23 protein-coding genes are annotated in these 20,773 nt (G+C 63.2%); 8 read left to right on the forward strand and 15 right to left on the reverse strand.

Annotated features, from left to right (window positions below; translation table 11 throughout):
- The first annotated feature begins 11 nt into the window (after positions 1–11).
- Positions 12–347: a hypothetical protein gene (locus NWI_RS12990; protein ID WP_011315702.1), complete on the forward strand. Its 336-nt coding sequence runs from the start codon at positions 12–14 to the stop codon at positions 345–347.
- Between the two features lie 270 nt (positions 348–617).
- Positions 618–1,496 carry a hypothetical protein gene (locus NWI_RS12995; RefSeq protein WP_244374914.1) on the forward strand — a complete coding sequence of 293 codons (879 nt, stop codon included), beginning with the start codon at positions 618–620 and terminating at the stop codon, positions 1,494–1,496.
- Between the two features lie 213 nt (positions 1,497–1,709).
- Here the strand turns inward: NWI_RS12995 and NWI_RS17130 are convergent.
- Positions 1,710–2,461 (reverse strand): IS5 family transposase gene (locus NWI_RS17130; protein WP_430691788.1). Its coding sequence is split into 2 segments (ribosomal slippage): positions 1,710–2,131 and positions 2,131–2,461, totalling 753 coding nucleotides; the frame shifts between segments, so codons are not numbered across the junction.
- Between the two features lie 279 nt (positions 2,462–2,740).
- On the opposite strand from NWI_RS17130, the gene NWI_RS13010 reads away from it, so the two are divergent.
- Positions 2,741–3,199, forward strand: a complete 459-nt coding sequence (locus NWI_RS13010) for a hypothetical protein (RefSeq protein ID WP_011315704.1) — start codon at positions 2,741–2,743, stop codon at positions 3,197–3,199.
- 204 nt (positions 3,200–3,403) lie between these two features.
- On the opposite strand, the gene NWI_RS13015 is transcribed toward NWI_RS13010, so the two are convergent.
- The 4 genes from NWI_RS13015 to lgt form a co-directional block, all read right to left on the reverse strand.
- Positions 3,404–4,357: a ribose-phosphate pyrophosphokinase gene (locus NWI_RS13015; protein ID WP_041345096.1), complete on the reverse strand. Its 954-nt coding sequence runs from the start codon at positions 4,355–4,357 to the stop codon at positions 3,404–3,406.
- 174 nt (positions 4,358–4,531) lie between these two features.
- Positions 4,532–5,302: a peptidoglycan editing factor PgeF gene (gene pgeF, locus NWI_RS13020; protein WP_011315706.1), complete on the reverse strand. Its 771-nt coding sequence runs from the start codon at positions 5,300–5,302 to the stop codon at positions 4,532–4,534.
- Entirely contained in the window at positions 5,299–6,426 is a 1,128-nt protein-coding gene (locus NWI_RS13025) for a class I SAM-dependent methyltransferase (RefSeq protein WP_041345098.1), read from the reverse strand. The genes pgeF and NWI_RS13025 overlap by 4 nt, the downstream gene beginning before the upstream one ends.
- Positions 6,419–7,294 carry a prolipoprotein diacylglyceryl transferase gene (gene lgt, locus NWI_RS13030; protein WP_011315708.1) on the reverse strand — a complete coding sequence of 292 codons (876 nt, stop codon included), beginning with the start codon at positions 7,292–7,294 and terminating at the stop codon, positions 6,419–6,421. Before lgt ends, NWI_RS13025 begins: the two co-directional genes overlap by 8 nt.
- A gap of 322 nt (positions 7,295–7,616) precedes the next feature.
- Between lgt and NWI_RS13035 the strand changes: the two genes are divergently transcribed.
- The gene (locus NWI_RS13035) at positions 7,617–7,874 is read left to right on the forward strand and encodes an accessory factor UbiK family protein (RefSeq protein WP_011315709.1); all 258 of its coding nucleotides are present in this window, start codon (positions 7,617–7,619) and stop codon (positions 7,872–7,874) included.
- Between the two features lie 21 nt (positions 7,875–7,895).
- Here NWI_RS13035 and NWI_RS18015 read toward each other — a convergent pair whose 3' ends face one another.
- From NWI_RS18015 to NWI_RS13050, 3 genes are all read right to left on the reverse strand, one after another.
- Complete coding sequence (locus tag NWI_RS18015) at positions 7,896–8,048, reverse strand: hypothetical protein (protein ID WP_041345100.1); 153 nt, start codon at positions 8,046–8,048, stop codon at positions 7,896–7,898.
- A 304-nt stretch (positions 8,049–8,352) separates the two neighbouring features.
- Positions 8,353–8,838 carry a MaoC family dehydratase gene (locus tag NWI_RS13045; RefSeq protein WP_011315711.1) on the reverse strand — a complete coding sequence of 162 codons (486 nt, stop codon included), beginning with the start codon at positions 8,836–8,838 and terminating at the stop codon, positions 8,353–8,355.
- Between the two features lie 4 nt (positions 8,839–8,842).
- Positions 8,843–9,304, reverse strand: a complete 462-nt coding sequence (locus NWI_RS13050; protein WP_011315712.1) for a MaoC family dehydratase — start codon at positions 9,302–9,304, stop codon at positions 8,843–8,845.
- 172 nt (positions 9,305–9,476) lie between these two features.
- On the opposite strand from NWI_RS13050, the gene NWI_RS13055 reads away from it, so the two are divergent.
- A complete protein-coding gene (locus NWI_RS13055) occupies positions 9,477–9,773 on the forward strand; it encodes a DUF4282 domain-containing protein (RefSeq protein WP_011315713.1) in 297 nt (98 codons plus the stop codon).
- Positions 9,774–9,884: 111 nt separating this feature from the next.
- Here the strand turns inward: NWI_RS13055 and ychF are convergent, their stop codons facing one another.
- The 3 genes from ychF to NWI_RS13070 form a co-directional block, all read right to left on the reverse strand.
- A complete protein-coding gene (ychF, locus tag NWI_RS13060) occupies positions 9,885–10,982 on the reverse strand; it encodes a redox-regulated ATPase YchF (protein ID WP_011315714.1) in 1,098 nt (365 codons plus the stop codon).
- 199 nt (positions 10,983–11,181) lie between these two features.
- Complete coding sequence (pth, locus tag NWI_RS13065; protein WP_011315715.1) at positions 11,182–11,790, reverse strand: aminoacyl-tRNA hydrolase; 609 nt, start codon at positions 11,788–11,790, stop codon at positions 11,182–11,184.
- A 15-nt stretch (positions 11,791–11,805) separates the two neighbouring features.
- Complete coding sequence (locus tag NWI_RS13070) at positions 11,806–12,492, reverse strand: 50S ribosomal protein L25/general stress protein Ctc (RefSeq protein ID WP_011315716.1); 687 nt, start codon at positions 12,490–12,492, stop codon at positions 11,806–11,808.
- A 623-nt stretch (positions 12,493–13,115) separates the two neighbouring features.
- On the opposite strand from NWI_RS13070, the gene NWI_RS13075 reads away from it, so the two are divergent.
- The 3 genes from NWI_RS13075 to amaB all read left to right on the forward strand — a co-directional run bounded on the left by NWI_RS13075 (position 13,116) and on the right by amaB (position 16,151).
- A complete protein-coding gene (locus NWI_RS13075; protein WP_011315717.1) occupies positions 13,116–13,616 on the forward strand; it encodes a YbjN domain-containing protein in 501 nt (166 codons plus the stop codon).
- An 86-nt stretch (positions 13,617–13,702) separates the two neighbouring features.
- The gene (gene proC, locus NWI_RS13080; protein WP_041345103.1) at positions 13,703–14,530 is read left to right on the forward strand and encodes a pyrroline-5-carboxylate reductase; all 828 of its coding nucleotides are present in this window, start codon (positions 13,703–13,705) and stop codon (positions 14,528–14,530) included.
- Positions 14,531–14,642: 112 nt separating this feature from the next.
- A complete protein-coding gene (gene amaB, locus NWI_RS13085; protein WP_011315719.1) occupies positions 14,643–16,151 on the forward strand; it encodes an L-piperidine-6-carboxylate dehydrogenase in 1,509 nt (502 codons plus the stop codon).
- Between the two features lie 208 nt (positions 16,152–16,359).
- Here the strand turns inward: amaB and rocD are convergent, their stop codons facing one another.
- From rocD to NWI_RS13105, 4 genes are all read right to left on the reverse strand, one after another.
- Positions 16,360–17,577 carry an ornithine--oxo-acid transaminase gene (rocD, locus tag NWI_RS13090; RefSeq protein ID WP_041345105.1) on the reverse strand — a complete coding sequence of 406 codons (1,218 nt, stop codon included), beginning with the start codon at positions 17,575–17,577 and terminating at the stop codon, positions 16,360–16,362.
- A gap of 241 nt (positions 17,578–17,818) precedes the next feature.
- Positions 17,819–19,219 carry an ATP-binding protein gene (locus NWI_RS13095; protein WP_011315721.1) on the reverse strand — a complete coding sequence of 467 codons (1,401 nt, stop codon included), beginning with the start codon at positions 19,217–19,219 and terminating at the stop codon, positions 17,819–17,821.
- The gene (locus NWI_RS13100) at positions 19,216–19,929 is read right to left on the reverse strand and encodes a response regulator (RefSeq protein ID WP_430691773.1); all 714 of its coding nucleotides are present in this window, start codon (positions 19,927–19,929) and stop codon (positions 19,216–19,218) included. Before NWI_RS13100 ends, NWI_RS13095 begins: the two co-directional genes overlap by 4 nt.
- A 23-nt stretch (positions 19,930–19,952) precedes the next feature.
- Positions 19,953–20,462, reverse strand: a complete 510-nt coding sequence (locus tag NWI_RS13105) for a MarR family winged helix-turn-helix transcriptional regulator (RefSeq protein ID WP_011315723.1) — start codon at positions 20,460–20,462, stop codon at positions 19,953–19,955.
- Between the last annotated feature and the right edge of the window lie 311 nt (positions 20,463–20,773).

Below are 20,773 nucleotides of genomic sequence, written 5' to 3' on the forward strand. Positions count from 1 at the left end.
AGGATACCTTCATGGCGGACGCTGATCTCGACGTCATCATCCGGCGGCTCGCGAAGCAGCAGCACAAAAGCCTGATCGCCGCGGTCAAGGCGCGACGCGACCGCTATCTCGCCCTCGCCGCCAAGGCGAAGGATGCCGCCGGCAGGCAGCGATTACGGCAGATGGCGAAGCACGCGTTCGAGGAAGGCGCCGCCGCCGCAAGGCGAATGCAGATGTCCGCCGACAACGCCGCCGACAGCTATGCACGCGCGATGCGGCGGGCGGCCGACAGGCTCGCGACGGAACAGGCTGCAACGCCGAAGAAAAAATCCGTCAAAGCAACGAAACGGAAAGCCGGGAAGAGTTGAATACGCACGATGCTTCTCGCCGCGTCGGCTTCAACACCTTCAGTTCCGATTTCAGCACGCGTTTGACCGCTTGGCGTTCCGCGGCATCGATCGAGGCCGGCGTCACCGCGGTCGCGGGCGAGGCAGGATTCACCATAATGATCGTATAAGATAATGATCGTATAAGACTTCACGCTGACGTGTATTTTCCCACGCGCCATAATTTCGAACGAACGCGGCGGCAGTGTGCTTCTTCGGAATCGGCGGGCTGGCGGAACCATGGCTTCATTAATGCGACGTGCTGCTGGTTTACTGCTTCTGGTGGCCGCCGCCGGCTGGACGACCGGGACATTGCCGGCGCGATCGGAAGCACCTGACAATCGAGACAACCGGCCGGAGCAGGCCGCGTTCCCTGGCGAACAGCCCGTAGATTCCAACATCGACTGGAGCCAGCTCGATGTCGATGGCTTCACCCTGACCGAGGACATGCCCCCGCAAGTCCTTCGTTCGCAGCGTTCGGCCCCAGCCGCATCGGGCGAAGGTCTCGCCTGGACCTCACATGACAAGGCTGACGGCTCAGCCGCCCTTACCGCGAAACGTTCGGTTTCATCGCTCTGGAACGCGCAGGTCGGAACCGACCTGACCGTCATTCGCCAGCCGTCGCCGCTGACGGCTTCGGAACAGGCGGCGGGCAGACTTGCAGCCAATGCTCCCCCGTCGCGGTCCTCGGGGCAGGCATGGGCGGCCGTCACCGCGCCCGGCCTGGGGCGGATCTGGGACAAGACCGCGCTTGAAGCACGGATCGATCCCGCCCGCGATCAGACCATGCTCGATACCTCGCTCAGCAAATCGCTGCCCCTCAGCGATGGCCGTTACGCGCTGACCCTCCGGAACGGCTACAACATCATTCAGCAGGACGCGTTGTCGGTCCCGGGCATCAAGGGAACGCGACATTACAATACCGACCATTCTGCCAGGCTGAGCGTCACCGACACCGGCACCAGCCTGATCGCGGGGCAGTCGCTTTCATCGACCGATAGTAGATGGCTTCGCAGGATCGGCGCCGAGCAAAAGCTCTCCGACGGCCTCAGCATCACCGGCGCGGTCAGTGAAACGCCGCAAGGACCGCTGAACGCGAGCCTGACCGCAGCGTTCAGGCGCAAGTGGTGACCCCCGCCGGGCGGCCTGATTTCAGGAATTCAACGCTGCCCGCCGCAGATCGGCCCCGATGTCGTCAAAATCGGCGGTCCTGATAGCAGCACCCTAGAGCATGATCCGAGCAAGTTGAATCGGACCATGCTCTAGAAATGGTTGTCTGGTCGCATTTTCTTGCGGCGAACCGGTATCCACTTCGCCGGAAAGTGCTCTAGGCCGGATCGACATTCACGGCAGCCAGATCAGGGCTGCGGCCAGGTGAACGAAGCCCGTGAAGTGAACGGTTCGCCTGTCGTAGCGGGTGGCGAAACGGCGGAAGTGCTTGAGACGGTTGAAGCAGCGCTCGATGCGGTTGCGGTGCTTGTAGAGACCGGCGTCATGCGGGATGATGATTTTGCGCGTCCTGTTTGAGGGGATCACCGCTTCGGCGCCCATGCCGGCGATGAGTGCACGCAAGGCGTTGCTGTCATAAGCCTTGTCGGCCAGCACGGCGTCCCCGGCCTGGGCTTCGAGCAGCGCGGGGGCTTGTGTGATGTCTCCGACCTGCCCGGCGGTGACGATGAAACGCAAGGGTCGGCCCAGCGCATCGGCGAGCATGTGGACCTTGGTGGTCAGTCCACCTCGGGAACGCCCCAGCGCCTGATCCTTGGCCCCCCTTTTCCGGTAGCCGCCTGCTGATGGGCTCGAACGATGGTTGAGTCGAGCATCAGATACTGGTTGTCGCGATCGGCTGTCAGGGTGGAGAACACCCGTTCCCACACACCGGCATGGCACCACCTGCTGAACCGCCGATGCACCGTCTTCCAGCGACCATAGCGCTCCGGCAGGTCACACCAGTGCGCGCCGGATCGCAGCACCCACAGGCAGCCGTTCACAAACAACCGATTATCCGATCCCGTCCGTCCCGGATCAGAGGCCTTGCCTGGCAGCAACGGTGCAATCTTCGCCCACTGATGATCGCTCAGCTCATACCGCTTGATCCCCATCGTGCAGCTCCGTGTCAGAATCACGGAACCCTATGAATCAGCGATCAGACCGCCTGGGAATCCTGAATGTCGATCCGGCCTAGCGCGTACTCGGCAAAAGTGGATACCGGTTTTGCGATCAGAATACGCGCCGATCCGGTTCATGTGAAGAAAACGCGTCAAACAATCATCCAAGGCTTCGCTTCCGATTCAATCAGAAGCGAAAATGCTCTAGTATAAACTCGTCGTGCGGGGACTTCCGCGCTCGCTCAACGCGAAACAGGGAACAAGCCGATGAACGCCACTCCATCTGAAACAGCCGAAACAAGCGCGACCGAAACCGACTCGAACCTCGCCGCCGTCTCGGAGGTGGAAGCGGGTATTCGCGATTTCGTGCGCAACGATATCGCCTATCTGCGCCGGCCCGCCGCCGGGGCAGCGCCGGCCGCCGGCGCTCCACCCGCCGCCAGCGCTCCGAACGCCGACGTCAAGCTGGAGCCGAGCACGGAAGCGACGGTCAACAACGTCAATTCGCTGATCCAGCGCGTCGCCGGAACCTCGCTCGCCGAGATCGAGAACCTCGTCACCGAACTTGAGAGCCTCCGGGACCTGCTTCATGCGGAAGGACAAAGGGTTCAGCGCGAAATCTCGGGCTATGCCCAGTTGAGCCAGGCGGCGATGAAGTCGACCCGGATCATCGCGGACAACGTCGCGCAATGGAAGCGCACGGCGGAGAACCTGCGCAGCGAGTAGCGCCTATCCGCTCAGGAATCATGCTCCTGCGGCGATGACATTAAAGTTTGATCCAGATTGTGTTTGGATCAGACTTTAGAGCGGCGGCCGGTCAAATGGAACCAGCGCCGCCGCTCCAGTTAATTGATTGAGCATCGGATTTATCCCGAAACCGGTTCCCACTTTCGGGTCCGATGCTCTAATGTCCGTGTTCGGCTTTGCCGTTCAGTCGAACAGGCTGGATACCGATTGCTCGGCAGCCGTGCGGCGGATCGCTTCACCGATCAATCCGGCGATCGACAGCAGCCGGATGTTGCCGGTCTTGTTCACGGCGTCGGTCGGCTGGATCGAGTCGGTAATGACCAGCTCTTTCAGTTTCGAGCCGGCGATGCGCGCGGCTGCGCCGCCGGACAGCACGCCGTGGGTGATGTAGGCGTAGACGTCCCGCGCGCCGTTGGCGAGCAGCGCGTCCGCGGCGTTGACCAGGGTGCCGCCGGAATCGACGATGTCGTCGATCAGAATGCAGGTATAGCCCGCGACGTCGCCGATCACGTTCATGACCTCGGACTCGCCGGCGCGCTCGCGGCGCTTGTCGATGATCGCCAGCGGCGCGCTGATGCGCTTGGCAAGCCCTCGCGCGCGCACCACGCCGCCGACGTCGGGCGACACCACCATCAGGCTGCCGAGTTCGAACCGCTCCTTGATGTCGCGGACCATCACCGGAGACGCGTAAAGGTTATCGGTCGGAATATCAAAAAAGCCCTGAATCTGCCCCGCATGCAGATCGAGCGTCAGCACCCGATCCATTCCGGCGCGCGTGATCAGATTGGCCACCAGCTTGGCCGAGATCGGTGAGCGCGAACCGACCTTTCGATCCTGCCGCGCATAGCCGAAATAGGGAATCACCGCGGTAATCCGGCGCGCCGAGGCGCGGCGCAGCGCGTCCGTGATGATCAAAAGCTCCATCAGATGGTCGTTGGTCGGATACGAGGTCGACTGGATCACGTAGACGTCCGAGCCGCGCACATTCTCGAGAACTTCGACGAATATCTCGTTGTCAGCGAAGCGACGGACGCTGGCTTTCGTGAGTTCAAGCCCGAGCCATCTGCCGATTTCCCGCGCCAGCACCGGATTGGAGTTGCCGGCGACCAGCTTGACGGCGCCGTTCTTGGCGGACATCGACGCGTCTCCCCTCGATGTGGTGGATACAACGTTCAACATCCCGTCTCCAGGAGAACCTCTCCGATTCCGACGGAGGCGGTGTATCAAGGAGTAGCCAAGTCTGGCAATACGCCGCTCGCGGAATCCGGCGCGGATCCTGCGGAATCCGAAGGTCAGCGAAAAAAGCCCTGCCTACCCGGCCTCCAGCACGATCGCGTGGACGTGGCGGCCGAAATCCGGCTCCTTGCGATGCACCGAGCGGCGGTAGCTGAAGAAGCGCTCGCTGGAATAGGTATCAAGGCCGGTGTCGTCGATCGTTCGCACGCCGGCGCGTTCAAGCCGCATCCGGATGAAGCCGCCGAGGTCGAACATGGCATGGCCGTCGTGCCTTGACGGAATGAAGAACCGCGCATGGCCCGGATCAGCTTCCGTGAAACGGGTCACGAAGTCGGCGCCGACCTCGTAGCTTTGCTGTCGGATCAGCGGTCCGATCGCGGCGGCGATGTCATCGCGACGGCCGCCAAGAGCTTCCATCGCATCGATGGTTTGTTCCAGCACGCCCGTCAGCGCGCCCTTCCAGCCGGCGTGTGCCGCACCGATGACGCGCGCGCGCGGATCGGCGAACAGGACCGGCCCGCAGTCAGCCGCGGTCACGCCGATCGCAAGCCCCGGCGTTCGCGTCACGATGGCGTCCGCGCGTGGCCGCGACGCAACATCCCAGGCCCGGTCGGCGATCACGGCGTCGGGTGAGTGGACCTGGTAGAGCGACAGGAAGCTCGCCGGCTCGACCTCCATCACCTCGGCCATGCGCCGCCGGTTTTCGGCGACATGGGCGGGATCGTCCTGCGAGCCGATGCCGGCATTCAGACTTGCATAGATGCCTTGCGAAACGCCGCCCTCGCGAGTGAAAAAGGCGTGCCGGAATCCGGAAACCGTCGAAAGCAGGGTGGAAGCCAGCGTCATGGCGTCCTGATCCCACCGCCATGCGCCTGATCGCTCAGTCCCACCAGCACGCTGAGGCTGGGGTCGGACACGCCGATCACCTTGAACATCGAGCCCATGCCGCCGCGTCCGCCTTCGGTCAGACGCTTCAGCGCGGTCGCGATGTCATCGGACAGTTCAGGCGTTGCTTTCGCCATCAGGTTGACGGCGCGGGCCTCGATGCCAAGCCGGCGCAGAAATTCGCCCTGCGGCACCGGCCCATGCACCCGCGCCCCGACGTCCTCGGCGGCGCGGGCAAGCGCCTCGAAATCCACATGGGCTGTTACATCCACGCGGCCGGGATATTTCAGCGGATCGGCGAAGCTGTGTCTTGAGATGGCCTGAAAGGTATCGCCGGCGTCGCTGCGCACATGGCCGTAATCGATGATCAGCGCCGCGCCGCCGTTATCGCGGACGCGGGTTGCGATGGACATCATCTCGGCATCCGGACGCCACTCGAAAATGGCCCCGACCGGCGCCGCGCGCACCAGCGGCGGCAGCAGCACGTCGAAGCGCGGCGTCGGCTCGGCGCTGACGCCGAACACGAGCTGGCCGCTGCCGTCGATGTCGACAACGCGCTCGTGCCAGCCGCCGTCGCGCCTGACCATCTGATGGACCGGAAGCACGTCGAAATATTCATTGGCGAGAATGATCGCAGGTCCTTGCGGAACCTGGTCCAGGCTGGTGTGCCATTCGATGTTCGGCGCGTCGGACAGCGCCGCCATCTGTTTCTCCACCAGCACCGGATTGATTTCGACCATATGGACGCTGAGCGACTCATACATCGGTGGCAGCACCCGCAGCGCGCGAAGCGCATCCGCCATCAGGGTGCCGCGGCCGGGGCCAAGCTCGATCAGCCGCAGCGGGTCCGGAGAGCCCATCATGCGCCACACCGACGCGGCCCACAGTCCGAGCAGTTCTCCGAACATCTGGCTGACTTCGGGCGAGGTGACGAAATCCCCCTCGCGCCCCAGCGGATCGCGCGCGATATAGTAGCCATGCTCGGGATGGGTCAGACAAAGCTGCATATAGCGCCAGACCGGCAGCGGACCGGACGTCTTGATCAGCTTCTTGATATAGGTCAGCAGCGGAGCAGGTTCAGTCACGATCGACCTTGGTTGAAGCGCCCGAATTCGGGCTCGCCTGCGCATCTGACGCCCGCGAGCCGCGGGACCAGGCGGCGTAGACAATGGCAAGTCCGATGATAACCATCGGTATCGACAATAGCATTCCCATGGTCAATCCGCCCCACAGAAATCCGAGCTGCGGATCCGGCTCGCGGAAGAACTCGGCGACGATCCGCGCCATAGCGTAAAGCGCGATGAAGCTGCCGAGAACGAGGCCCGGCCGCTTCAGCGCGCCGAGGCGGATCATCAGCGCGAGGATCGTGAACAGCAGGATGCCCTCAAGCGCCGCCTCATAGAGCTGACTCGGATGACGCGGCAGGGGACCGCCGTTGGGAAACACCATGGCCCAGGGCAAGCCCGGGTCAGCCGGACGCCCCCACAATTCGCTGTTGATGAAATTGGCGATGCGGCCAAGAAACAGGCCGATCGGCCCGACCGCGGTGGCGACGTCACCGAGCGACAGGATCGGCAGGCCATGCCTGCGGCAGAACAGGATGACCGCCGCGACACAGCCCATGAAGCCACCGTGAAACGACATGCCGCCGTTCCAGAGCTGGAATATCTGGGCGGGATAGCGGATGAAATAATCCGGATTATAGAACAGCACATAGCCGACGCGACCGCCGACGATGATGGCGATCGTCACCCACAGGATGAAATCGTCGAGTTGCACCACCGAGATCGGCGCCGGTCCGCCCCACAGCTTCTCGCTCCGAAGCAGCGCCCGCGCATAAAGCCAGCCGAGCATGATCCCGCCGATATAGGCCAGCGCATACCAGCGGATCGCGATCGGACCGAGCGAAATGGCGACGGGATCGAAGACGGGATAGGTGATGAGGAGAAACATCGGATTCGTTCTATCCATAGCGTTTTTTTGAGCGAAGTGGATGACCTGTTCGCGTGAAGAAAACGCGTCAGAACAACAATCTGAAGATTCCGCTTCTGATTGAATCAGAAGCGAATCTTCAGGCGTCAGGCCCGCGCTCGCCGCGGACATCCAGGTCTCGAACGGTCCCGTAACGATTGCAAGGGAAATCAGGCCGGGCCAGACTTATGGCGGTTCAAGGCTAGCGATGGTTCAGGCGCTCGAGCGGGCTTGAACTGCCGTGCCGGGATCGCCATTCTCTTCCGGTGACGTGGCGATCTTGCCGCCCACCGGAGACAGTAGGATGACGCAGACCAGCAACCGGTTTTTCGATGAGATCGGCCGGCTTATGAACGATACCGCCGGGGTGGCTCAGGGATTCAAGCGCGAGGTCGACGCGGTGGTCCGCCATCAGGCGGAAAAGATCCTGAGCGATCTCGATGTGGTCAAGCGCGAGGAGTTCGAGGCGGTGAAGGAGATGGCGCGGCTTGCGCGCGAGGACAATGAGGCGCTGAAGGCCCGCATCGCGGCGCTCGAGGCCAAGCTCGGCCAAACCGGCTGAGCGGATCGCGTTCAGGCGAGATCAGCGAGGGGCGATGCGCGCGACCGCGGCGCTCTCGAATGAATAGACGCCGTCGGCATACCCCTTCACCACGGTCCAGGTGGCCAACGTAACCGCCAGCATCACCGTCGCGAACAGCACGCCGACGATCTTCAATCCGGTGCGATCTGCCATAGCGTCCCCTGCCTCATAAAGCGTCTTAGAAATCGCGTCTTCGAGAGAGCGTTCCGCGCGAAGCATGTCCTCGGGTTGACCCGAGAAATGGATGCCGTTTCGCGTGACGAAAACGCGTCAGATCAAAATCCGTCCGATTAAATCATGGCGCCCCGCTTCTGATCCTCATCTGAGACGAATGAAGGACCCGAGGACTCGACAAGACCGCCTGATGGTTCATAATCCCTTAAAAGGGACCGGTTTTCGAGTGAAATCTTGCCGAACTACGTCGATCGGCCAGCCGATCGTGCAATCGGGCAACACCTTAATCCTGGGAAGGATGCCGGCGCGGCACGAAAACCGATCCCAGGAAGGAAAACACCAGTTCGCCGCGCTGGTTCGTACCGGTGTTGCGCACTTGCATGACACCCCACTCCGGACGAGAGCCGGAAGCTCTCAGCGACTCGACTTCGCTGGCATAGCTGACCGTATCGCCCGCCAGCACCGGCTTCAGCCAGCGCATGTCACGAAATCCGGGCGAGGGTCCCCACATCCCCGGCTTTTCGCCGCGCGCGGCCGCTTCCGCCGCCTCACGCCGGCTGTCCGCGACCATCAGTTTCATCCAAACCGAAGCGACATGCCAGCCGGAAGCCGCCAGACCGCCGAAGAGCGATCTGCGGCCTTCTTCCTCGTCGAGATGAAAGGGCTGCGGGTCGAACTGCGACGCGAACGCCTTGATGCGTTCGCCGGTGAAGGTAAACGAACCGAGGTCGCGGCGCAGCCCGACCTCCATGTCTTCGAAATAAGCCATGAGTTCAACTCTGCGCCGGCTGTTCGGCGCGGCGCCTGATCATGATCGGTGACACCGCCTCCAGCAGAACCTGATCGGAAGCATTGCGCATGCGCATCGCGAAGGTCACGATCCCCATCTCTGGACGGCTGCGCGACACCCGCGTCGCGGCAACGTCGACGTCCAGCATCAGATCGTCGCCCGGCCGAAGCGACGACAGCCAGCGGACTTCATCAACGCCGGGAGAGCCGAGCGAAGCGGTCCGTCCGATATAGCCGTCGAACATCATGCGCATCATGAGCGAACATAGATGCCAGCCCGAACCCGCCAGCCCGCGCAGCATGGTGTGCTTCGCCGCCTCCTCATCAAGATGCATGGGCTGCGGATCGAACTCGGTCGCGAATGCGATCATTTCGTCACGGCTGACATGCCGCGGCCCGAAAGTACCGAACCGGCCGAGCGGAAAATCTTCAAATGTCAGGATCATGGCGCGACCTGTTGAAGGACGCCCGATTGTGGCCGCTATTTGCAGCAATCTCAAGCCGTACATCAGCATACCGCGGCGGGAGCACCGCTTGTGATTTCAGTCACAGGCAGAATGCCAAGGTTCAGCGCCGCCCGGCTTATGACGACCGCGCGACTCGCGAAGGAAACAGAAAATGTTTGAAGTCCGGGATCTGTTCCAGTGGGATCGCTTCATCACCCCCACGATCATCAAGGTGTTCTATTGGCTGGTCATCGTGCTGATCGTGCTGTCCGGATTGTCCGGCATCTTCGCGGGCCTCTCCTCGATGGCCGTCAGTCCCTTCAGCGGCTTCATCACGATACTTCTGAACGTCGCCGGCGTCCTCGTCGGCATCCTGTTTTCACGGATTGCAGCCGAATCCATCCTGATCGTGTTTCGCATCAACGAACATCTGGGCGCTATCCGGGATCAGGGCGCGACACGGCCGTAGAGCGATCCGATCCGAGAACCGGTTCCCACTTTTTCGGGATCACGCTCTGGAAATGGTTGTCTGGTCGCACTTTCTTGCGGCGAACCGGTATCCACTTCGCCGGAAAATGCTCTAGGTATTGAACCGGAAATGCATGACGTCGCCGTCGGCGACGACGTATTCCTTCCCCTCCAGCCGCAGCTTGCCGGCATCGCGCGCGCCGGCTTCTCCGCCGAGCGCCGCGTAGTCGGCATAAGCGATAGTTTCGGCGCGAATGAACCCCTTCTCAAAATCGGTGTGAATGACGCCCGCCGCAGCCGGCGCCTTGGTGCCGCGGGTGATGGTCCAGGCACGCGCTTCCTTCGGCCCGACCGTGAAATAGGTGATGAGATCAAGCAGCCGGTAGCCGGCACGGATCAGCCGGTCGAGGCCCGCTTCTTCCAGCCCCAGCGTCTCCAGGAAGTCGGCGCGCTCATCGCGGGACAGCGTCGCGATCTCGGATTCGATCTTCGCGGAGATCACGACCGCGATCGCGCCTTCCTTCGCCGCATGGTCGAACACGGCTTGCGAGAAAGCGTTGCCGCCCGCCGCCGAGCTTTCCTCCACGTTGCAGACGTAGAGCACCGGCTTTGACGTCAGGAGTCCGAGCATCCGGAAATTGCGCTCTTCTTCCGGCTTGCGCTCCATGCCGCGCGTCGGCTGGCCGTCGCGCAGGAGGCTGAGCGCGCGCTCGACCAGATCAAGCTGCTCCCTGGCCTCCTTGTCGTTGCCTTTCGCCTTCTTCGAGAGATTATCGACGCGCTTCTCGAGGCTTTCGAGATCGGCCAGCATAAGCTCGGTCTCGATGGTCTCGATGTCCGCGAGCGGCGCGATCTTGCCCTCGACGTGGGTGATGTCGGAATCCTCGAAGCAGCGCACCACATGCGCGACCGCATCGACCTCGCGGATATTGGCAAGGAACTGGTTGCCGAGTCCCTCCCCCTTGGATGCGCCGCGCACCAGGCCCGCGATGTCAACGAATGTCAGTTGCGTCGGAATGATCTGCGCGGACTTGGCGACCTCCGCGAGCCTGCCGAGGCGCGGATCCGGCACCGCAACGGCGCCGACATTGGGCTCGATGGTGCAGAATGGATAGTTCGCCGCCTGCGCCGCCGCCGTCTCCGTCAGCGCGTTGAAGAGGGTCGACTTGCCGACGTTGGGCAACCCGACGATACCGCATTTGAAACCCATTGCATCCTCAGCATCAATTTTCGTCCGGTATTCACGTCTTCCCTTAACCGGCGCATCCAGGACGCGGATGGCCGGGACAACAAGCGAGCAAAGCGACGCCGTTGTTCGAACGGCCATACGCGAGCAAAGCGACGCCGTTCTTCGAACGGCTATGCCCGGCCATGACGGCGTATTCTCCAGCTTTCCCGCGGCGAAGAAATCAGTTCTGCTTGTCTTCGCCGCCGTTATCCGCAAATCCCTTCGCCTGCATCGCCAGATGCACCTTGTTCTGGAACGCCGAGTCTTTGGCGGCAACGAGCAGCGCCGCATTCTCCGCGACAGTATCCACCAGCGCCTCGACCCAGGAGCGTTCGCTTCTGGCGAAGTCATTCAGCACATGCGCGTGCACCAGTTCCTTGACGCCGGGATGGCCGACGCCAAGCCGGACGCGGCGATAGTCGTTGCCGATATGCGCCGAGATCGATCGCAGGCCGTTGTGTCCGGCAATGCCGCCGCCGACCTTGACGCGAACCTTGGCCGGCGGGAGTTCGATCTCGTCGTGAAACACCACGACATCGGCTTCCTTCAGCTTGAAGAACTGCACTGCGTCCTGAACCGCGTTGCCGGAGTTGTTCATGTAGGTCGCCGGCTTGAGCACGATGACGCGCTCGCGATCGAGCGTGCCTTCGGAAGCCTCGCCCTGAAAGCGGCGGCGCCACGGTGCGAAACCGTGACGCCGCGCGATCTCGTCCACGACCATGAACCCGATATTGTGCCGATTCCCCTGGTACTTCGTGCCGGGATTTCCCAGTCCGACGAACAGGCGCATGATATCGGCTGTCGCTTACTTCTTCTTGTCGCCACCGCCCGCGGGCGCCTTTGCGCCGGCGGCCGCGGCAGCGGGAGCCGCACCCGCGGCGGGAGCCGCGGCGCCGGCCGCGGCAGCCGCCTTGAGTTCTTCCGCATAGCCTGACGGCGGCACGATGGTCACCAGCGTGACATCCTCTCGAGCCAGCGGCTTCACGCCGGGCGGCAACTGAAGATCGGACAGATGGAGCGAGTGGCTGATTTCCAGCGCGCCGACGTCGGCCTCGATGAACTGTGGAATGCTTTCAGCCGCGCACTCGACATCGATGGCGTGGGTCACCAGATTGACCGTGCCGCCACGCTTCACGCCGGGCGCGACGTCCGCCTTCAGCAGACGAAGCGGAACGCTGACGCGGATGGTGGCGCCTTCGCCGAGCCGCATGAAGTCGACATGGATCGGAAAATCCTTGACCGGATCGAGATGGAAGTCGCGCGGAATCACGCGGTGCTTCTTGCCGTCCAGATTGATGTCGAAGATCGTCGTCAGAAAGCGGCCCGCCAGAATGCGCTGACGCAATTCGGGCTCTTCGACCGAGATCGGCTGCGGGGGCTGCTTGTTTCCGTAGATCACGGCCGGCACCCGGCCGGCGCGACGCTCGGCCCGGGCGGCCCCCTTGCCGCTCTTCGGACGCGCGGTCGCCTTTAATTCCATGACGGTCGCCATCGATTAGTCCTTGCTTTTCAAAAAGTTAAAGGCCGCAATCGCGGCCCGTTGCACGTCGCCGGCAAGCCTCCAGGGGTGCGGGGGCCGTGAGACGTGGCGGCGTTCTAACCGTAAACACGCGAAATAACAAGGAATTGGGCGGTATTTTTCGCAACCGCATGGCTGTCGCGGAGCGCCGCCCTACGGCGTGCCCCCATTACGCATTTCGGGGGCGGCTCTCGTGAAGACACGTCGGACGAGCTCATTGTCGCGCGCCAGCGGCAAGCCAGGCGCACACCGGTCTCGATCGTCGAAGGTTATCATTTATCGGATGCTTTCCGGACTCGCGGCAAGCGAGTCGCCGCCGCAGGACTCGCACAGCGCGAGTCCTGGTTCGTTTGTTCACCGCGCAAGCCATCTTCTTTTTCGATCAGTTGTGGACGACGCGCGCTTTGCCTGTGGACGGACTCGAGGCGGCGTTGCGCCGATTCCGCAAATCACATCACTTGATCCGCGCAGGACATCATCCTCATTCGATCAGCGCGCTGCGACGGATCGTCTGAAAGATCGATGTCCGCCGCGTGCCAGCACCGGCCGTTATATGCGTGCGTATCAACACAAGTAAAAGCAAGGATCGGGACGGCATGCCGCTGCTCGAAGGCGCTATTGATTCCAAGAACAATCCGCTGGCGGTGGTCGAGGACATCGCCGCCACCAACGATTGGGCGTTCGAGCGTTCCGGCGAAGACGAGATCACCATCGTCTCCAAAGGAGACTGGACCGATTATCAGCTCACCTTCACCTGGATGGGCGAGATCGACGCGCTGCATCTCGCCTGCGCCTTCGACATGAAGATTCCGGTGGCCCGGCGCAACGAGGCTCAGCGCGCGATCGCGGCGATCAATGAGCAATTGTGGATCGGCCATTTTGATATCTGGACCCACACGGGGACGATTATGTACCGTCACGCCCTTATCCTGCCTGAGGGACTGACGGCATCGAATGCACAATGCGCGGAGATGCTGGCGAATGCGATCCACGCTTGCGAGCGCTACTATCCGGCGCTGCAGTTCGTGGTCTGGGCCGGAAAATCCGCCCCCGAAGCGATGACCGCCGCGATGTTCGACACCGCGGGTGAGGCGTAAAGACGTGGATGGCCGGAAGCAAGTCCGGCAATGACGCTGATCTCAGAGATCGTGTGGTGTCTGTTCGCCAAGTCCGGAATCCTGCCATGGTTGAATCACGAGCTTCTCTCGCAAACATCTCCGGCGCCGTCGTTCTCGCCGGCGCGGGCAAGATGGGCAACGCGTTGCTGACAGGATGGCTCGCGCGCGGACTGGATCCGAAGCGCCTCGTCGTGATCGAGCCATATCCGTCGGACGACGTCCGGGCGCTCGCCAGCAGGGGTATCCGCCTCAACCCCACGGAGGAAACCGGCGAGGCCGCGGCGCTGGTGATCGCGGTGAAGCCACAGACATTCGGCGATACCGGCCCGGCGTTGCGGCCGCTGCTCGGGCGCTCGACCCTGGTGGTGTCGATCATGGCGGGTACGACGATCGCCAAGCTCGATATGGTTTGCGGCGGCAACATCGTCCGCGCGATGCCCAATACGCCCGCCGCTATCGGACGCGGCATCACGGTCGCGATCGCCGCGACGAGCGTGAACGATAAACAGCACGCCATGGCCGACGCGCTGCTGCGCGCGACCGGGGCGGTGGAGTGGATCGATGACGAAGCACTGATGGACGCCGTCACGGCCGTCTCGGGATCCGGACCCGCCTACGTCTTCCTGCTTGCCGAGGAACTGGCGCGCGCCGGTGTCAGCGCGGGCCTGCCCGCCGATCTCGCCGCAAAGCTGGCCCGCGAAACCGTCGCCGGATCAGGCGAATTGCTGCATCGATCCGATCTCGACGCCGCGACATTGCGCCGGAACGTCACCTCGCCCGGCGGCACCACGGCCGCGGCGCTCGACATATTGATGGGCGAGCAGGGTCTGAAGGACCTGATGGCGCGCGCGGTCGCGGCCGCGACAAAGCGATCGCGGGAGCTGGCGAAGTAGCCTCTCTCCGCAGCCTGCCGCCGGAACGATCGAGCGGTCCAAAGGGTTATCTCGCGGCATATGCCCCGCCGACCGGTTATGCATCGACGAAAAACTTTCGAGAAAAGCCGCCGTGCTCGCCAGCGAAGTTTCATCCCTGCTCGATCATCTCGGGGTTTCGTCCGATCGCCGGCGCGGCGCGCACGCCGTACGCTCGCCTCTGACCGGCGAGACCATCGCGCACGTTCAGGATGCAAGCCCCCAGTATGCGGCCGAGGCCATCGCGCTGGCTGAAACGGCGTTCCGACGATGGCGCGAGGCGCCTCCGCCGCGGCGCGGCGAACTGGTTCGCCTGCTCGGTCATGAATTGCGCGCCGCCCAGGATGCGCTGGGCCGCCTGGTCACCATCGAAGCCGGCAAGATCGTCCCGGAAGGCCGTGGCGAGGTACAGGAGATGATCGACATTTGCGACTTCGCGGTCGGGCTGTCGCGGCAGCTTTACGGCCTCACCATCGCCAGCGAACGGCCCCATCACCGCATGATGGAGCAATGGCATCCGCTCGGCCCGACCGGCATCATCACCTCGTTCAATTTTCCCGTTGCGGTTTGGTCGTGGAACGCGGCGCTGGCGCTGGTCTGCGGCAATCCGGTGATCTGGAAGCCGTCGGAGAAGACCCCGCTGACGGCGCTGGCGGTGCAGACGCTGTTCGAACGCGCCGCCGCCAAGGCGGGCGAAGTCCCGGAGGGGCTTTCCACCGTGCTGATCGGCGGACGCGATGTCGGCGAAACCCTGGTCAACGATCCACGGGTGCCGCTGGTTTCCGCGACCGGATCGACCGCAATGGGCCGCGAGGTCGGAACGCAGCTTGCGCGGCGGTTCGGACGAAGCATCCTCGAACTCGGCGGCAACAACGGCTCGATCGTCTGCCCCTCGGCCAACCTCGACCTGGCGTTGCGGGCCATCGCCTTTTCCGCCATCGGCACCGCCGGCCAGCGTTGCACCACGCTGCGACGGTTGTTCGTTCATGACAGCATCCACGACGCGTTCATGGCAAAGCTCAAAGGCATCTATGCCTCGGTGCGGATCGGCGACCCGCTTACGAGCGACGATGTTCTGGTCGGTCCGCTGATCGACGCCACCGCTTTCGAGAGCATGCAGCGCGCGCTCGAGGAAGCGCGGGCGCACGGCGCGCACGTGCATGGCGGCGAACGTGTCGACAAGCGGCAATTTCCGGACGCGTATTATGTCCGGCCGGCGCTGGTGGAGATGCCGGCGCATACCGGCCCCGTGCTGCATGAGACATTCGCGCCGATTTTATATGTCATGAAATATACCGACCTCGATGCCGCGATCGAGCAGCACAACGCGGTCGCTCATGGTCTGTCGTCCTCGATCTTCTCGACCGACATGCGCGAGGTGGAGAGATTCCTCTCAACGACCGGCTCCGATTGCGGCATCGTCAATGCGAATATCGGGCCCTCCGGCGCCGAGATCGGCGGCGCGTTCGGCGGCGAAAAGGAAACGGGAGGCGGCCGCGAGGCCGGCTCCGACGCCTGGAAAGCCTATATGCGCCGCGTCACCAGCACCGTGAACTACGGCGACGACCTTCCGCTCGCCCAGGGCGTCCGCTTCGAGATATAGAGCATTTTCCGGCGAAGTGGATACCGGTTCGCGTGAAGAAAACGCGTCAAAACAGGATCATAGAGCCTCGCTTCTGATTCCATCAGAAGCGAAAAGGCTCTAGCGTTTTCGAGCGAGGCATGTCCTCGGCTTGACCCGAGGATGAATCCGGTTCGCGTAAACAAAACGCGTCAAATCAGAAGTGGGAATCTCGAGGTTAAAACGAAGCTCAGGGATGAGCGTCCGCGCGCGCGAGTTCGTTCAGCACTTCAGCGACCCGGTCCGTCACCCAGTCGATCTGGGTTTCCTCGATAATCAGCGGGGGCGCAAAACGAATGGTGTTGCGGTGAGTGTCCTTGGTAAGGACTCCGGCTCGCAACAGTTGCGTCGCGACCGTGGCGGCGCTGGCTGAATCGCGATCCAGTTCGACGCCGGCGAACAACCCGCAACCTCGCACCTCGCGGATGACGGGATTTTCGATCGCGCGGAGCCGTGCGAGCAGATGCGCGCCAAGGCGCGCGGATCGCTCGACCAGTCCCTCCTCGATCAGCGTATCAAGAGCGGCTAGTCCGACCGCGGCGGCAATCGGATTACCGCCGAAGGTGCTGCCATGGTCGCCGGGGCTGAACACCCGCATCACCTCGCGCCGCGCCAGAAACAGCGACACCGGCAAAAGTCCGCCGCCCAGCGCCTTGCCCAGCGTCACCGCGTCTGGCGTCACGCCGTCGTGCTGGCAGGCCAGCAGCTTCCCGGTGCGGCCGAGGCCGGACTGGATCTCGTCGCAGATCAGCAGGACATCGTGCTCCCGGCAGATGTGCGCGACCTCGGCGAGGTAACCGGACGGCGGCACGATGATGCCTCCTTCACCCTGGATCGGCTCGACCAGGAAGGCCGCGGTATTCGGCGTGATCGCGGCCCGAAGCGCCGCCGCGTCGCCGAACGGCACCGACCTGAAACCAGGCGGAAACGGTCCGAATCCGTCGCGATACTGCGCCACCGACGAGAAGCCGACGATGGCGATGGTGCGGCCGTGAAAGTTGCCGTCACACACGATGATCTCGGCGCGGCCGTCCGGCACGCCCTTGACCTTGTAGGCCCATTTGCGCGCGGCTTTCAGCGCCGTCTCCACGGCTTCGGCGCCGCTGTTCATCGGCAGCGCGAGGTCCATCCCGGTCAGACGACAGGCGCGGGCGAGAAAGACTCCGAGGCGATCGTTAAAATAAGCGCGCGAAACCGTGTCCAGTTGCCGTGCCTGGTCAGTGAGCGCCTGCACCAATCGGGGATGGGAATGTCCGAAGCTTGCGGCTGAATAAGCGCCCATCATGTCGACGTAGCGCCGCCCGCCGTCGTCCCAGAGATAGACGCCCTTGCCACGCACGATCGTGACCGGCAGCGGCGCATAGTTGGAGGCGCCGTAACGCATTTCCAGTTGAACCGAGCCGTCCATGTCACCTGCTCCTCGGTTCGCATGTGTCTCAGGACCATGGTCATAGAGCATCGCGCGCTCCTCTCCCGGCTGGTGAGACCGCAACAAGCCTCCACTTCATGTGGGAGTTCAAAAGGGCGAGCGCCAGATATGACCCGGCCCGAACGGCCGCACCGCCGCAAAGCGGAGACCGCCTCCCGACAGGATCAGCCTCGATCGAGACGGCTCGCGCCGACCGCATCCGTGCGACAGAACGACTGCGTTACACCGGCACCCGCACGGTCGCGCGCAGGCCACCCATCGGACTGTCACCGAGCGTGATGTCACCGCCGTGCGAACGCGCGATGTCCCGCGCGATGGCGAGGCCGAGGCCGGAGCCGCCCTCGTCCTGATTGCGCGCGCTATCGAGCCGCACAAACGGCTTGAAGACCTCCTCGCGCATATCCTGCGGGATGCCAGGGCCGTCATCGTCGACCATGACGGTGAGCCATCGATGATCGCGATGACCGATGATGGCGATGGTTTCGGCATATCGGGCCGCGTTCGACACCAGATTGCCGAGGCAGCGCTTGAACGCCGCCGGCTTGACGGTGGCGACGGGAAGCCCGTTGAATATCGCCGTCGCGGCGTGGCCGTTGCGTTCGGCATCGCCGCGCAATTCCTCGAGCGCGGCGGCCATGTCGGTCGGCTGCGCCTGCTCGCCGCTGTCGCCGCGGGCGAAGGCGAGATAGGCTTCGAGCATCCCATGCATCTCGTCGACATCCTTCCGCATTCCGTCGACGTCCGGACTGTCGCCGATCAGCGCTAGCTCCAGCTTGAACCGGGTCAGGATGGTGCGCAGGTCATGCGACACGCCGGCCAGCATCGCGGTGCGCTGCTCGATGCTGCGCTCGATGCGCATCTTCATCTCGATGAACGCCTGCGCCGCGCGGCGGACCTCGCGGGCGCCGCGCGGACGGAAATGCGGCGCCTCGCGGCCCTTGCCGAAACTCTCGGCCGCGTCCGCCAGCCGCAGGATCGGCTTGATCTGGTTGCGAAGGAAAAGCACGGCGACGAACAGCAGAATCGATGACGTGCCCAGCATCCAGAAAATGAAAATCTCCGAATTCGAGGCATAGGCGGCGCTGCGCTGCGCGAATACCCGCATCACGGCGTCATCGAGCTGGATCCGGATTTCCACCAGATTGGAGCGGCCGACCGTATCGATCCAGAACGGCTTGCCTATCTGCCTGCTGATCTGCACCGACAGCGACTGGTCGAGCAGGGAGAAGAACGGCTTCGGCCCCGGCGGCGGCATATCGCCCGGAGGCAGGAAATCGACCACCAGCCCGAGCCGCTGCTGCGCGATGCGCCGGATCGTCGTGCGGTCCTTGTCCTGCGGATAATCCTTGTAGACATCGATCAGCGCGGCGACATCCTGCACCACCGCCGTCGAGAGCCGCCGCGTCACCGTATTCCAGTGGCGCTCCATGAACACGAAGGCCACCACCGATTGCAGCACCACCATCGGAACGATCATGATCAGCAGCGCACGGGCATAGAGCCCCTTGGGCATCCACTTGTTGAAAGCGTGCCCGATCCGGCTATTGGCGACCAGCACACGCCGCAACGCCGTGCGGATCAGCGTCAGACCGGCATCGAGCGTGGCCGTGATCGAGGTCAAGGGGCTGCGACCAGACGATAGCCCACGCCGCGCACCGCCTGAAGGAACAGCGGATTGGCGGGATCGCGCTCGATCTTCCGCCGCAACCGGTTGATCTGAACATCGACGGCGCGCTCGTTGACGGTGCCGCCGCCGTTGAGGTCGCCGCGGCGAACCGTCTCGCCCGGCGTGGCCGCAAGCACGCGCAGCATTTCGCGCTCGCGATCGGTGAGATGAATGACGTCGTCGCCCTGCCGCAGCTCGCCGCGCTCCAGATGATAGACATACGGCCCGAACGCGATCGATTCACTTTGCGAGGTCGGCATCGGCATCGTGCGCTTGAGAATATTTCCGATCCGCAGCACCAGCTCGCGCGGCTCGAACGGCTTGGCGAGATAGTCATCTGCGCCGATCTGCAAACCCTCGATGCGGTTCTCGGCCTCATGCAAGGCCGTCAGCATGATGATCGGCACCGGAGACGAGGCCCGGACGGACCGGGCAAGATCGAAGCCGGTTTCGCCGGGCATCATGACGTCCAGGATCAACAGGTCGAAATACAGACCGAGCAGTTTCGAACGGGCGGCCTTGGCGCTCATGGCGGTGGTGACGCGGTACCCCTCCCCGGTCAGAAAACGCGACAGCAGATCCCGGATACGCCGGTCGTCGTCGACCAGCAGCAGATGCGGCGCGTCGTCGGCCAGCTTCACCCGCGCCCGCGCAATCCCTGCCATTTGCGTTTGCATTTGCATCACCGTCATGCCTTCACCATCTTGCCATCGGCCCGCAGGATCGCCTCCAGCACCTTGTCGGGATCATCGTGATCGATCATCCCGAGCAAAAACTGACGCACCACCTCGGCGTCGGATGCGTCGAGGCCTCGCAGCGCGCGTTTGATGCGATCGGTCTGAAGGCCCGCGAGCTGCGCTACCAGCGCCTCGCCTTTCGGGGTGGCGAAAAGAAGGCGCTGTCGGCGGTCGGCGGCACCGGCCTTCTGCACGATATAGCCTTCGTCGAGGAGTTGCTTCAGCACCCGCCCCAGCGATTGCTTGGTGATCCGCAGCACATCGAGCAGATCGGCGACGGTGAGCGAGGGGTAACGGTGGACGAAATGCATGACGCGATGATGCGCGCGGCCGAATCCGAATTCCTCAAGCACGTGATCGGGATCGCCGACGAAATCGCGATAGGCGAAGAACAGCAGTTCGATGATGTCCCAACGGGTCTCTTCCGATCGCCGGTCCGGCGCTTCGGGCCGGCCCGCCATTGCGGCGGCGGATCCTGCCGGAAAATTTATGTCAGCATTATTGCCATATTTTGATTTCAATGTTACAACCTGGCTACCAACTACGAAACATTATATCGCGCCCACGAACTACGGATGCGGTCTAATCGAACAGCGAACCAACGGCCACCGAGAGCGCTTTCTTACGGCTAACCGGATTCCACTTAGCCGGAAAATGCTCTAGTGCCGATGCGATTACCGAGCGGCATTGCGGCCAACATACTGGACTTCGCGCCATCCGCCAGAGCGGAAACCGGCCTTTCGAGGGGCGGTAACGACCCGAAACGAAGACC

It is taken from the genome of Nitrobacter winogradskyi Nb-255 (assembly GCF_000012725.1).
GTDB classification, from domain to species: Bacteria; Pseudomonadota; Alphaproteobacteria; order Rhizobiales; family Xanthobacteraceae; genus Nitrobacter; species Nitrobacter winogradskyi.